This is a genomic window from Pseudoclavibacter sp. JAI123, from assembly GCF_013409665.1.
Classification (GTDB): Bacteria; Actinomycetota; Actinomycetes; order Actinomycetales; family Microbacteriaceae; genus Pseudoclavibacter.
Window position 1 is genome coordinate 2302873 of the sequence record NZ_JACCCM010000001.1, and the last position, 14231, is coordinate 2317103.

Here is a 14231-nt window from a genome sequence, read left to right on the forward strand (position 1 = left end):
TGTTCCATGGAGCTCGAACTCGCAGTCTTCGGCGTCGCCGCGATCCTGATCATCGTCGCGGTCGCCGCGGTCGCCCCGAAGCTCGGGGTTGCCGCGCCCATCCTGCTGGTCATCGTGGGCATCGGCGTCGGCTATCTCCCCGGGGTCCCCGACTTCGAGTTCCCGCCGGAGATCATCCTCACGATCGTGCTGCCGCCGATCCTCTACTCGGCCGCCGTCAACGTTCCGCTGACCGACTTCCGCCGCAATCTGCGATCCATCACCGGCCTCTCGGTGCTGCTCGTCATCATCTCGGCGTTCGGCAGCGGCCTCCTGCTCTTCGCGCTGCTGCCCGACCTCAACTTCGCCGCAGCTGTCGCCCTCGGCGCTGTCATCAGTCCCCCGGATGCGGTGGCCGCGACCTCCATCGGCAAGCGCCTCGGGCTGCCGCCGCGCCTCGTCACGGTGCTCGAGGGCGAGGGGCTCGTCAACGACGCGACGGCGCTCGTCATGCTGCGCAGCGCGATCGCCGCGACGGCCGGTGCGCTCTCGTTCTGGGGTGCCGTCGGCGACTTCGTGCTCGCCGTGACGCTTGCCGTGGTGCTCGGTGCCCTCGTCGGGGCGGTCACGGTCTTCGTGCGGTCGAGGTTGGGCAGCCCCGTCCTGACGACTGCGATCTCGTTCACGGTTCCCTTCCTGGCGTATGTGCCCACCGAGGAGATCGGAGGCTCCGGCGTCCTGGCCGTCGTCGTCGCCGGCCTCGTCACGGGGCACGCGAGTGCCAGCCGCTTCAGTCCGCAGGACCGCATCAGCGAGCGCACGAACTGGCGCACGGCGCAACTGCTCCTCGAGAACGGCGTCTTCCTCCTCATGGGATTCGAGCTCTCGGCGCTCATCGAGTCGGTCGACGGCGACGAGGACGGCATCGGCCTCCTGCACGCGGTCGGGATCGGGCTCCTCGCGACGGCCGCGCTCGTCCTCATCAGGGTCGCGTTCGTGATTCCCCTAGTGCTGATGCTCCGAAGCGAACAGCGAAGGGCCACGCTCGTCGCTCCTCGCCTCGACCAGTTCCTGGAGCGGGTCGCCGGCAAGGACAACGTGCGGCCACGCCTGCTCGACCGGGCGAAGCGGGCCAGCGCGGACATGGCCTTCTACCGGGACGAGGGACTGGGCTGGCGCGGCGGAGCCGTGCTCGCCTGGTCGGGGATGCGGGGTGTCGTGACCCTCGCCGCCGCACAGTCGCTGCCCTCGGACTTCCCGTACCGCCCGCAGCTCGTCCTCATCGCGTTCACGGTCGCGATCGTCACGCTCGTGGTCCAGGGCGGCTCGCTCCCCTGGCTCATCAAGCGGCTCGGCGTGACCGGGACCGACGCGCAGGCAGACGCGCGGGAGCTCTCGAGCCTCGCCGACGAGGTCTTCGACGTCGCGCAGGAATCACTCGCGAACCCCGAGCTGCGGCGCGCGGACGGGCAATCGTACGACCCAGAGGTCCTCGAGCAGGTGCGCACGCTGGCGGCTCGCATGGGTGGCCTGCTCGCCAACCGCGCTGAGCTCGACGAGGATCTCGACGACGCGCACCTGCAGCGCCGCGAGCTCACGCGCATCCTGCTCGACAACGCCCAGCTCGCGCTGCTCGACGCAAGGTCATCCGGCACCTACTCGTCGCGGACGATCGAGCAGGCGCAGAACCGCCTCGACACCGAGGCGCTCCGATTCGGCGGCGCGTAAGGGGGCACACGGGAAAGGGTGGGGCGCCGACTCGGTCCGAGTCCGCGCCCCACCCCGTCGGGTCGCGGGTCTACGCCGTGGAGTCCAGCGGGTACCGCAGCGTCGCGGCCACTTCCGCGCCGTCGACCAGGTCGCCCCTGCGCACGGCCCTCACCTTCGCGCCGTGCTTGAGGGCGCGCGCCGCGATCTCGTCGACGATCGCGTAGGTGTGCGGGCCGGGCGTCTCGGCACGCGTCAGCTTGCCGTGCTCGTCGAGCTCCCCCTCGAGCGTGGAGTCCATGTCGAAGTAGAGCTCAGCAACCGCGCCCTGCGACGCGGCCCTCGCCACCTCGTTGATCGAGGTCGTCGCGTGGCCATTGCTGCGCTTCGTCCCGAACTCCTCGCGCCAGGCGTTGATCTCGCTGCGGTAGTGGTCGTCGAGGATGCCGCGCGCCTTCGCGTCGAGCTCACCGGCCGCCAGCGACCCCGGATGCGCTCCGATGCGCTGCTCGAGGAGCCCCGGGTACTCGTTCACTGCTCGGTACGCGGTGTCGAAGTCTCCCGTCGCCGCGAGGATGAGCGGTGCGCCCGACTCCCGGAGGATCGGGATGACCTGCTCCTGGACGATCCTCGCGAAACGCTCATGGCCGATGCGATCGCCCGTCGTGCCCTGCGCTCGCTGCCGGTCGAAGCGTCCGCCCGTCGTCGTGTGCTCGAGGACCAGGGGCAGGTCGTCGGGAAGCCCCTCGATGGGCAGCTGGCGCGGCTTCGCGTCGGCGAGCACCTCGAAGAGCGTCACCTCTCCTCGGGAGAGCCCGAGCACGAACCCGCAGTTGGGGAAGGTGGTGGCACGCAGAAGCGCGCCGACGTCGAATCGGTCGCCGACGGCCACGTGCTGGCCGAGGCGGTTGGCGAGGCGGAAGGTGCGGAAGCGATCGGGGGCCGCCAGAATGACGAGCGACCGGGATTGTGCCCGCCAGAACTCCGGATCGGACTCCAGCTGCTTCGCGGGATCGAGGGTCTTCGCGATTCGCGCCCGGTCCAGGCCGAGCGCCTCGAGCTCCTTCGCCGCCTGGCTCACCGCCGCGCGCAGCTCGAGTCGCAGAGCCTCCGACTCGCTCGGCGCGCTCGATGCCGGGATGGCGATGCTCACGCTGCCCTCGCCCCGGTACTCGGTCAGTTCAAGCAGATCTTCATGGGTGGGAATATCACTTGGCAACATCTCTGCACGCTATTGATTCGGCCTGAGAGTTCGGTCACCGTCGAACACCTAGACTGACGTGGTTACGCCCCTCCACACCCCTCGTACGGCTCAGGACGCAAATCACATCTATGACAGGTAACGCGACTACTCGCTTCCACAACGTCTCGCTGCTGTCGGTCGCGAGCCGCCTTCCGTCGAAGGCCACCGCCTCCTCGGACATCGAAGGCCAGCTGGCCGCGGGCTTGAAGCGGTTGAAACTGCCCGGCAACCTCCTCGAGCGCGTCGCCGGGGTCACGGAACGGCGCAACTGGGCCGACGGCGAGTCCTTCACCGACGCGACCGTGGCCGCGGGACAGGAGGCACTGCGACGTGCCGGTGTCGACGCCAGCGACGTGGGCCTCCTCATCAACACCTCGGTCACCCGCACGCACCTCGAGCCCTCGGTCGCCGTCCGCATGCACCACGGGCTTGGGATGCCGAGCTCGGCCGTCAACTTCGACATCGCCAATGCGTGCCTGGGCTTCGTGAACGGCATGACGCTCGCTGCCCAGATGATCGAGGCCGGACAGATCCGCTACGCCATCATCGTCAACGGTGAGGACGCCGACGAGATCCAGGTCAACACCATCAACCGCCTGCTGCGCGACGACATCGGCCGCGAGGACTTCATGAGCGAGTTCGCGAGTCTCACGCTCGGCTCTGGGGCCGCCGCGGCCGTCCTCGGCCGCACCGACGAGCATCCGGAGGGCCACCAGATCCTCGGCGGCGTGACTCGGGCGGCGACCCAGTTCCACGAGCTCTGCGTCGGCAGCGTGCAGGGCATGTTCACCGACGCGAAGGCGCTCCTCAAGGGAGGACTCGACCTCGTCGTCTCCGCCTGGAAGGAAGCCCAGGCCGACTGGAACTGGTCGTCGATGGATCACTACATCACCCACCAGGTCTCCCGCGTGCACACGAACGCGATCGTCAAGGCCGTGGGGCTCGACAAGAAGCGAGTGCCGACGACGTACCCGACGCTCGGGAACGTCGGCCCCGCCTCCATCCCGATCACGCTCGACCTGCAGTCGAGCACTCTTAAGCGCGACGACCGAGTGCTGCTCATGGGCGTCGGCTCCGGACTCAACACTGCCATGATGGAGCTCAAGTGGTGAGGTCGGCCACACGCCCACCCGCCGGCCTGCCAGGCCTCCAAGACCGGTTCAGCCGCATCGTCGATGCGCCGGGTGTCGGCGCGGACGCGGGCACCAGGCGGGGCTGGCACCTCCTCGACACCGGGCCGGCCCTCGCGCAGCTCGGCATCGAGCCGGCCGGCACGGTCCTGGCCGTGCACGGCAACCCGACGTGGTCCTACCTGTGGCGTGCGCTTGCCAACGAGTCGCTCGCAGCCGCCGAGGCCGGGGGCACCGCCTGGCGGGTCGTCGCGGTGGACCAGCTCGACATGGGCTTCTCGGAGCGAACCGACGTGCGACGCACGCTCGAGCAGCGCATCCTCGACCTCGGCGCCCTCACCGACGAACTCGCGTTGGAAGGCCGCGTCGTCTCGCTCGGCCACGACTGGGGCGGCGTCGTCGCCTTCGGCTGGGCGGTCCGCCACCCGGAGCTGCTCACCGCCGTCGCCTCACTCAACACCGCCGTCGACCAGCCGAGCGACCTATCCATCCCGGCGGCCCTCCGGCTCGCGCGCTTCGGGCCGGTGCTGCGCGCCTCCACGTCGACCAGCCCGGCGTTCCTGCAGACGACCCTCTCCCTTGCGAACCCCCCGCTGTCGGCCGAGGTGAAGGGCGCATACGCCGCGCCGTACCTGGACCGCGCGTCGCGTCTCGGCATCGAGCAGTTCGTCGCCGACATCCCCGTCGACGAAGACACCGAGAGCCACGACGCGCTGCTGGAAGTCTCCTCCGGCGTCGCGAAGCTCGAGGTGCCCGCCCTGCTGCTCTGGGGCCCCCGCGACCCGATCTTCACCGACCTCTACCTCGGCGACCTCATGCGACGCCTCCCCCACGCCGAGGTGCACCGCTTCGAAGGCGCCGGCCACCTCATCGCCGAGGACGCCCCGTACGCGACGCATCTCCTCACCTGGCTCGACGACGTCGCCGCAGGTCGTGCGCGCCGGCGCGAGCAGCCGGCGAACTCGCCCGCCGCAGGCAGCTCCCCCAGCTCCGCACCCATGTGGGCGGCCCTCGACCAGCACCGTGACGACCCGTCCGTCGCCGCGCTCGAGATGGGCCGCGGAACCGACGGGGCGCCGCTCGCCGTGTCCTGGCGCCAGCTCGCCGCCCGCGTCGACGAGCTGGCCGCGGGGCTGAGCGCCGTTGGCGTCCGCCGCGGCGACCGCGTCTCGCTGCTCGTGCAGCCTGGCGTGACCCTCACGGCCGTCGTCTACGCCTGCCTGCGCATCGGCGCGGTCGTCGTTGTCGCGGATGCTGGCCTCGGCGTCAAGGGCCTCTCGCGTGCCGTCCGAGGCGCATGGCCGGACGTCGTCATCGGACAGGTCCCCGGACTGACCGCGGCGAAGGTGCTCGGATGGCCCGGCCTGCGCATCAGCGCCACGAGCATCCCCGCCAGCAGCCGCGCGGCCCTCGGCGTCGCCCACTCGCTCGCCGAGGTCGCCGAGCTCGGGCGCGGCGCGGCCCTTCCCGAGGCCCCCGGCCCCGACGACCTCGCAGCGGTGCTCTTCACCTCAGGCTCCACGGGGCCTGCCAAGGGCGTCGTGTACACGCATCAGCAGCTGCAGGCCGTGCGAGACACGCTTCGAGAGACCTACGGCGTCACCGCCGACTCCGGCCTCGTCACCGGGTTCGCACCGTTCGCGCTGCTCGGCCCGGCCCTCGGGACACGGTCCGTGACCCCAGACATGGATGTCACCTCGCCCCGCACGCTGACCGCGACGGCTGTTGCCGATGCGGTCATCGCGGCGGATGCCCGCATCGTGTTCCTGTCGCCGGCGGCGATCCTCAACGTCGTCGCGACCCGCGACGGGTTGGACGCGGTTCAGCGTGCGGCGCTCGAACGCGTCCAGACGTTCCTGTCCACGGGCGCGCCCATCGGCGCAAGACTGCTCGACGATGCGTGCGCCCTCATGCCGAACGCCGAGGCGCACACGCCGTACGGCATGACGGAGTGCCTGCTCGTGACCGACATCGACCGTGACGGCATCTCGGCCGCGGCGCTCGCCCCCGACGACGGGGTCTGCGTGGGCGCGCCCATCGGCAGCAACGTGGTGCGCATCAGCGCCCTCGACTCCTCGGGAGCCGCGCGGGGCGAGCCCTCGGCCGAGCCCGGCGTGCTCGGTGAGATCGTCATCAGCGCCCCGCACCTCAAGGAGCGCTACGACCGGCTCGCGATGACGGACCGCGCCGCCGCTCGCGAGCTGCCCTCCGAAGGGCGCTGGCATCGCACGGGCGACGTCGGACACCTCGACGACGAAGGCCGCCTCTGGGTGGAGGGCCGACTCCCCCACGTGTTCGTGACGGCAGACGGGCCCCTCGCGCCCGTCGGAACCGAACAGGACCTCGAGACGCTGCCCTGGGTGCGGCGCGCAGCAGTCGTCGGCGTGGGCCCAGCCGGCACGGCGCAGGCGGTTGCCGTGCTCGAGACGCGGGAGCCGACCCGTCGGGTGCGTGTCGCCGAAGCGGAACTCGCCGACGCCCTGCGCGCATCCACGACGCATCCCCTCGCGGCCGCGTTCATCGTTCCTGAGCTCCCCACCGATATCAGGCACAACTCGAAGATCGACCGGAGCGCGCTGGCCGCCTGGGCTGAGCGCGCGCTCTCCGGGGAACGGGTCTCGGCACCGTGAGGGTCCTCGTAACTGGCGCGAGCGGCATGCTGGGGCGTGCCGTCGCGACCGAGCTGCGCGACGGCGGCCACGAGGTCACGACGATGCAGCGAGGTCCGAGTGGCATCGCCGGGGTGACGGATGCGCTCGGATCGATCACGGACGAGGCGGCAGTCGAACGGGCCGTCGCCGGCGCCGAAGGCATCGTGCACCTCGCCGCCAAGGTGTCGCTGAGCGGCGCAGAGCACGAGTTCGAGGCCGTCAACGTCACGGGCACGAAGCATCTGCTCGCACACTCGAAGGCTGCGGGTGCCACCCGCTTCGTCATGGTGTCCTCCCCGTCGGTGGCGCATTTCGGCGCCGCCATCCACGGGGCGAGCGCCGACGAGGCGAGGCCCGATCTCGCGCACGGCAGCTACGCGCGCACGAAGGCGACGGCAGAGCTGCTCGCCCTCGCGGCAGACGCTCCCGAGTTCGCGGTGGTCGCCGTTCGCCCGCACCTCGTCTGGGGGCCGGGCGACACGCAGCTCATCGGGCGCATCCTCGAGCGTGCGACGAGAGGGACCCTCCCGCTCCTCGGACGCGGAGCGGCGCTCATCGACTCCTGCTACGTCGACAACGCCGCCACCGGGATCGCGGCGGCGCTCCGTCGAGCGCCCGCCGCGCACGGGAACAGCTACGTGATCACGAACGGCGAGCCGCGCACGGTCGCCGAGCTCATGGAGGGCATCTGCCTGGCCGGCGGTGCGCCGCCACCGCGACTGCGCGTCCCCGCCGGGGTGGCCCGTGCAGCGGGGTCGATCATCGAAGGCGTCTGGCGTATCCGACCTGGTCAGGATGAGCCGCCTATGACGCGCTTCCTCGCCGAGCAGCTCTCGACCGCGCATTGGTTCGACCAGCGCCGCACCCGCGCCGACCTCGACTGGTCGCCTGCGGTCTCCCTCGAAGAGGGACTGCAACGTCTCGCCGATCACACCGCGGCGACGCGCAGCACGGCGCAGGCCCAGCGAAGCTAGTCGAGCAGCCCCCGCCGTTCCGCTGCCGCCACGGCCGAACGGCGATCGCTGGCGCCCAGCTTGCGGAACACGCTGCGCAACTGAGCGCGGACCGTGTGCACGGAGACGAAGCGCTGGGCCGCGATCTGCGCGTTGGTCCAGTTCCTCCCCACGAGGCGGAGCACTTCTATCTCGGCGCTCGAGAGCTCCTCGCCGACGGTGGAGTCGGAGAGCGGCCGCGAGTCCAGTGCGGAGACCACAAGCAGGTCGGCGATGCGCTTCGGCAGCTTGTCGCTGATGGATGTCATGAGGGCGGCGTCGGTTGTTGTCGCGAAGCGCAGCGCGAACCTCGCGTTTCGATCGTCGAGGCACTGCGTGGCCATCGTCGCGATGCGGTTGGCGGCCGCATCCAGGTTCCCGAGCCGGAGCATGCAGAGTGCCGCGAGCGTGCGCGCGATCGAGGCGAAGCGCGGGGCGATCTTGTCATCGGCGAGGGCGGCCTCGGCGTGCGCGAGCGCCTCCCCGGGGCGGCCGTTCGCGAGCTCGACGAGGGCGCGCGAAAGGCTCACGTAGCAGTCGCCTTCCGCACCGGAGTAGTCCGCCGCCTTCTGTGCGCGCACACTCTGCCCACGCGTGAGGTAGAAGGTCGTCGCCGACAAGGTGAGCAGCGTGGATGGGAGCCCGTCGCGCCAGGATGCCGCGCTCAGCTCGAGGAGCTCATCGACCTCGGCGATCGGGTCCTCATCGCCCACGAGCGCCTCGAGGAGGATGCGCACGCTCGCCCCGGTGTCGTGTGGGAGGACGGAGCGCGGAAGGTCGCGGAGCTGACGCGCCAGGTCGCGGGCCTTTGCTTCCTCACCGTTGTCGAGCAGGTCGAAGCAGTCCGCGAACCCCGGCAGGGAGCGACCGGTGAGCTTGGCTGCGTCGGCCTGACGCACGCCGGAGATGACCCCGATGATCTCGATGTGCCGCAGCGCGTCGATGTCGGTGCGGTTGAAGCTCTGGCCGTGCTCGGCAGCGATGGTCGACAGTTCCAGAGCAAGCGGCATGTCCTCGAGGAGCGTTGCCGCCCAGACCAGCACGAGGCAGTCGGCCGCGAAGCGCCCTCGAGCGATGGCCGACGCGTAGAGGGCGGCGTGCAGTTTCCCGTCAGCATCACGGATGAGGGCCTTCGCGTCTCGAAGGCAGCGTTCGGCCGCGGCACGATCTCCCCCGAAGGAGGTGGCCAGGGAGTGCCTGGTGACCTGCGAGAACAAGCCGATCGGGTCGCTGGCGGCGATGCGAGTCGTGGCGATGCTGGACTCGCGCAGGCTGTGCAGCACGCTCCGCGTCGCGCCGAATCTGCGCCAGCGGAAGAGGGCGATGAGCAGGTTCGTGCTCACGAGGCGCGGGAGCACGCTTGCCGGGGCCTGGAGCATCTCCTCGACGGTCTCGCGCGGGGCGTACTCGTAGATGGTCCGGAAGTGGCGTTGCGCGATCGACTCGACCTCACCCCAGGCGCGGGCCCGGAGGGAGAGGAAGAGCCGCTGCATGACGTTGCCCTCGCCCGGGAAGGCCGCCACGGCGCGCGCGGCGAGCGCGCGGACCTCGTGGGGTGAGCGCTCAGCGCTGAGGCGGGCGAAGGTGTCGGCGTGCCAGACGAACTCGACGTCGAGGGAGACCGGGTTGATCTCCGTGACGCCGTACGGGGAGGACGCGAGCTGGTCGAACCAGTAGTCGTCGATGAGGTCCGGTGCGAGCAGGTGGAGGTCTTCTCTTGAGAGGCGCCGGAGGACGCTGGTGGCGCGCATCATCCGTATGGCGTCGACGCGGTCGAGCTCAGCGGGGTCGAATCGACGCAGCTCTTGCAGGGTCATGGCGGCACTCGAGCTGCCGCTGACGACGGACCAGCCCTCAGCGTGGGCGTTGGCGCGGAATCGCTCCAACGCGACGCGAGTCGTGAGCGGATGACCCGAGAACGAGTCGAGGAGCTGCATCCGCAGTTCCTGAGGCGCGCCCGGCGCGTTGGCTGCGAGGACCGCATTCAGCTCCGACGCGTCGAAGGCGAGGTCACGAGGCCGGAGGACCACTCCGGCAGCTCCGTGCGCGGAGGCCCAATCCGGCATCGACAGCGACGCGATGAGAAATCGCGGGGCGCTCCCCTGGTCCGCAGCCCCATCGTCGTCTCCGGGTATGACCAGCCGTCTGATGCGGTCCCAGAGCTGGTCGTCCTGCGCGACGATGACGTCGTCGAGGAGCAGCGCGAGACGCCCCGAGCGCTTGCCGGCTGCGAGGTCATCCAGAACACGTTGCAATTCAGAACGTGACGAGCACCAGACATGCGCCTCGCCGACGGTCTCGAGCTTCGCCTGCATCTGCCGGAGCAGCGTGGTGCGTCCGCTTCCCGGCATGCCGACGAGGAAGGTCAGGGCATGACCCTCGAGCGCAACGCCGGAGAGCCGGTCGCGTTCCGCGATCTGCCACGGCTCTTCCCCGCGTTGATCGCCGTTGAGCGTGGTGCTGGACATTCGTTTCTCTCCTGCTGATTCTCAGCGCCAGGCGCTGTGGACTCCCCCCAGAGTCCGGCACGGTCGCGGAATACTTTCTCCGCTCCCACGCCTCGCTCCCACGATACGGTTTTGGGGACACGCGCGTTGTATACGTTCACTCGGCGCCCCGGGCCGCTTCGCCGGATTCGGAGATCAAGCGGGGGTTTTGCTGCCCCATTTCTCCTATTTGCGACGCGAAAGCGCGCGAACGACCATGAATTCACCGGGTCTCGGGCTGACGGAGCGCATTCTTGGATTGCGTTCGCTCGGGCGTGTCTCGGCTCAGATGCCCAGAACCGACTTGGCGATGGAGAAGTACACGATGAGTCCCGTCGCGTCGCAGAACGTGGAGATGAATGGCGTCGAGAACACGGCGGGGTCGACCCCGATGGACTTCGCGACGAGCGGCATGACGCCGCCGACGGTCGCCGAGATCGTGCAGACCGACAGCAGGGTGAGCCCGATGACCGTGCCGATGCCGGCACCGTAGAAGGTCGTCGCCACGGCGAAAGCGACTGCCCCGAGGGTGACACCGAGGACGACTCCGGTCCTCAGCTCCTTGAGGGCGACCGGCCAGGCGTTCCTGGGGCGTACCTCCCCCATCGCGAGGGCTCTCGTGACCGTGGTCGCCGCCTGGGAACCCGTGTTGCCGCCGATGCCGGTCAGGAGCGGGATGAACAGGGCGAGCGCCACCTGCTGCTCGAGGGTCGCCTCGAAGAGCTCGAGCACGCTCACCGTCAGGATCGCGGAAACCGCCAGCACGAACAGCCAGACGATCCGGGAGCGGACGACGGCGAAGACCGGTGTCGTCAGATACGGGCGCCGGAGGGGTTCGGCTGCGCCCGCGTGAGCCTCGTCCTCGTCTCGAGCGGCCTCGACCATCCGGTGGGCGTCGTCGCTCGTGAGCAGCCCGATGAGTCTGTTCTCGCGGTCGACGATCGGCATGGCCAGAACGCCCCGGTCGACCAGGGTGCGTGCGGTCACCTCAGCGTCGTCGTCGGCGTGCGCGTAGAGGGCCGTCGCCATGTGCTTCTCGACCGTGTCGTCAGGGCCGGCGAAGAAGAGCTCCCGAAGGCTCACGACACCGAGGAGGTGCCGCCCGTCGTCGATGACGGGGATCGTGTAGATGGTCTCCGCGCTGCCGCCACGCTGCTGGATGCGCTCAAGGGCGACCCTGACGAGCTCGTGCGGGTAGACGTGCACGTAGTCGGGGGTCATGCGCCTGCCGACGGAACCGACCGGGTAGCCCAGGATGATGGCCGTCTCGCCGCGCTCATCCGCCGGCAGCTCCTGGATGAGCCGCTTCGCGATCTTCGCCGGGAGCTCGTCCATGAGGGCGACCCGGTCGTCGGGGTCGAGCTCCGAGAACACCCTCGCGACATCGGTATCGGAGAGCTGCGTCACGACCTCGCGCTGCGCGGGTGCGTCCATGCGTTCGAAGACGGTCATGGCTTCGTCCTTCGGCAGGAGCCGGAACGCGACCCCGGCGTCGCCGGCAGGTAGCCGTTCGAGCAGCACGGCGACGTCGGGCATCGGCGCGTTCGCCAGCGCAGACGCGACAGCGCTGAGGTCTCCGCGGGCGAGTTCGGTGGTCACGAATTCGACGAGATCATCGAGAGAGTGGAACGGGGGCATATGGGGAATGCAAGCACACTGAGGCGTCGCGCCGGTTGCCCGCGCCGCATCCGGTCCATACCAAGGTCCGGCTGCCCGCTCCGATCCGCGTCCCGCTCGCTACGATCACTGCATGTATGAAACCATCCGCGTTCGCGGTGCTCGCGAGAACAACCTCAAGGGAGTCGACGTCGACATCCCGAAGCGCAAGCTGACGGTCTTCACCGGCGTGTCCGGCTCGGGAAAGAGCTCGCTCGTCTTCGGCACGATCGCCGCGGAATCCCAGCGGCTCATCAACGAGACGTACACCGCGTTCGTGCAGTCGTTCATGCCGAGTCTGGCGAGGCCCGACGTCGAGGTGCTGGAGGGGCTGAGCGCGTCGATCGTCGTCGACCAGGAGCGGATGGGCTCGAACGCGCGCTCCACGGTGGGCACGGCCACCGACGCGCACACCATGCTGCGCATCATCTTCTCGAGGCTCGGGACGCCCTCGGCCGGGCCGGCCGGACACTTCAGCTTCAACCTCGCGGAGGGCATGTGCCCGCGCTGCGAGGGAATCGGCCGCGTCACCGACCTCGATCTGGACGAGGTCGTCGACCGCTCGAAGTCGCTCAACGAGGGCGCCATCACGATCCCCGGCTACAAGATTGACGGGTGGATGGTGCGCGGCTACTCCGAGGCGCCGTTCCTCGACGGCGACAAGAAGGTCGCCGAGTACTCCGACCAGGAGCTCCAGGACTTCCTCTACAAGGAGGCGACGAAGGTCCATGTTCCCGCCCTCAACATGAACATGACGTACGAGGGGCTCGTCCCGCGCATCCAGAAGTCGATCCTGTCGAAAGACCCCGAGGCGGTCCAATCGGCGATCCGCGCGTTCATGGATCGGGCTGTCACCTTCACAGCCTGCCCAGACTGCGAGGGGGCGCGCCTGAACCAGGCGGCCCTCGCCTGCCGCATCGACGGCACGAACATCGCCGACTGCTCGTCGATGCAGATCAGCGACCTGGCCGTCTTCATGGCGGGCGTGCAGGACCCGGAGGTGGCGCCCGCCATCGCGACGCTCCAGGAGACCCTCGACTCGCTCGTGAACATCGGGCTCGGCTACCTCAGCCTCGACCGCGAATCAGGCAGCCTCTCCGGCGGTGAGGCGCAGCGAGTGAAGATGGTGCGCCACCTCGGCTCCAGCCTCACCGACATCACCTACGTGTTCGACGAGCCGACGGTCGGGCTGCACCCGCACGACATCCAGCGCATGAACGAGCTGCTGCTGCGCCTGCGCGACAAGGGCAACACGGTGCTCGTCGTGGAGCACAAGCCGGAGACGATCGCGATCGCCGACCACGTCGTGGACCTCGGCCCGCGTGCAGGTTCGGGCGGCGGCGAGCTGATGTTCGAAGGCACGGTCGAGGGGCTGCGCGTCTCTGGCACGCTCACGGGCAAGCACCTCGACGACCGCGTCTCGCTGAAGGAGACGACGCGGACCTCGACGTCGAGCCTCGAGATCCGCGGCGCGACGCGCCACAATCTCAAGGACGTGGACGTCGACATCCCGCTCGGGGTGCTCACGGTCGTGACCGGAGTCGCCGGGTCAGGCAAGAGCTCCCTCATCCACGGGTCTCTCCCGAAGTCGGCGAACGTCGTGGTCGTCGACCAGACGTCGATCCGCGGGTCTCGACGGAGCACGCCGGCCACGTACACGGGGGTGCTGGACGCGATCCGCACGGCCTTCGCGAAGGCCAACGGCGTCAAGCCCGGCCTGTTCAGCGCGAACTCGTCGGGGGCCTGCCCGAAGTGCAACGGCCTCGGGGTGATCTTCACCGACCTCGCGATGATGGCGGCCGTGTCGACCGTCTGCGAGGAGTGCGAAGGGAAGCGCTTCCAGGCTGAGGTGCTGCAGTACACGCTCGACGGGAAGAACATCAGCGAGGTGCTCTCGATGTCGATCGACGAGGCCCACGACTTCTTCGCCACGGGACCGGCCAACAAGGTGCTCGCGCGGCTCGTCGACGTCGGGCTCGGCTATCTCGGCCTCGGCCAGCCGCTCACGACGCTCTCGGGCGGTGAGCGCCAGCGCCTCAAGCTCGCGATCCACATGGCCGAGAAGGGCGGCGTCTACGTGCTCGACGAGCCGACGACGGGCCTGCACCTCGCGGATGTGCGGCAGCTGCTCTCGCTCCTCGACCGGCTCGTCGAGTCGGGGAAGTCGGTCATCGTCATCGAGCACCATCAGGCCGTCATGGCGCACGCCGACTGGATCATCGACATCGGGCCGGGTGCCGGGCACGACGGGGGCTCCGTCGTGTTCGAGGGAACCCCTGCGCAGCTCGTCGACGACTCCTCGACGCTCACCGGGCAGCATCTGGCGCGCTACGTCGGCGCGTAGAGGCGCGGAGGCAGCCGCTCGCGCGGCGGCTTGAGGGGCCGAC

8 protein-coding genes are annotated in these 14231 nt (G+C 69.7%); 5 read left to right on the forward strand and 3 right to left on the reverse strand.

Features of this window, described 5'->3' with window-relative positions; all coding sequences use genetic code 11:
- Positions 1-6 precede the first annotated feature (6 nt).
- Positions 7-1707, forward strand: coding sequence for a sodium:proton antiporter (locus HDC34_RS10785; RefSeq protein ID WP_179556832.1), 1701 nt, complete (start codon positions 7-9; stop codon positions 1705-1707).
- Between the two features lie 70 nt (positions 1708-1777).
- Here HDC34_RS10785 and HDC34_RS10790 read toward each other — a convergent pair whose 3' ends face one another.
- Entirely contained in the window at positions 1778-2908 is a 1131-nt protein-coding gene (locus HDC34_RS10790; protein ID WP_146080779.1) for a hypothetical protein, read from the reverse strand.
- Between the two features lie 110 nt (positions 2909-3018).
- Between HDC34_RS10790 and HDC34_RS10795 the strand changes: the two genes are divergently transcribed.
- The 3 genes from HDC34_RS10795 to HDC34_RS10805 are packed head-to-tail and all read left to right on the forward strand — an operon-like array spanning position 3019 to position 7684.
- Complete coding sequence (locus HDC34_RS10795; RefSeq protein WP_104311810.1) at positions 3019-4041, forward strand: 3-oxoacyl-ACP synthase III; 1023 nt, start codon at positions 3019-3021, stop codon at positions 4039-4041.
- Positions 4038-6689 (forward strand): alpha/beta fold hydrolase, encoded by a 2652-nt coding sequence (locus HDC34_RS10800; protein WP_308807309.1) that lies wholly within the window; start codon positions 4038-4040, stop codon positions 6687-6689. Before HDC34_RS10795 ends, HDC34_RS10800 begins: the two co-directional genes overlap by 4 nt.
- Positions 6686-7684 carry an NAD-dependent epimerase/dehydratase family protein gene (locus tag HDC34_RS10805; RefSeq protein WP_179556834.1) on the forward strand — a complete coding sequence of 333 codons (999 nt, stop codon included), beginning with the start codon at positions 6686-6688 and terminating at the stop codon, positions 7682-7684. Before HDC34_RS10800 ends, HDC34_RS10805 begins: the two co-directional genes overlap by 4 nt.
- On the opposite strand, the gene HDC34_RS10810 is transcribed toward HDC34_RS10805, so the two are convergent.
- Both HDC34_RS10810 and mgtE read right to left on the reverse strand, forming a co-directional pair.
- Positions 7681-10170 (reverse strand): LuxR C-terminal-related transcriptional regulator, encoded by a 2490-nt coding sequence (locus HDC34_RS10810; RefSeq protein ID WP_179556835.1) that lies wholly within the window; start codon positions 10168-10170, stop codon positions 7681-7683. The genes HDC34_RS10805 and HDC34_RS10810 overlap by 4 nt on opposite strands.
- Positions 10171-10473: 303 nt before the next feature.
- A complete protein-coding gene (gene mgtE, locus HDC34_RS10815; protein WP_179556836.1) occupies positions 10474-11826 on the reverse strand; it encodes a magnesium transporter in 1353 nt (450 codons plus the stop codon).
- Positions 11827-11938: 112 nt separating this feature from the next.
- Here mgtE and HDC34_RS10820 point away from each other — a divergent pair, with 112 nt between their 5' ends.
- A complete protein-coding gene (locus tag HDC34_RS10820) occupies positions 11939-14188 on the forward strand; it encodes an excinuclease ABC subunit UvrA (RefSeq protein ID WP_179556837.1) in 2250 nt (749 codons plus the stop codon).
- Positions 14189-14231 lie beyond the last annotated feature (43 nt).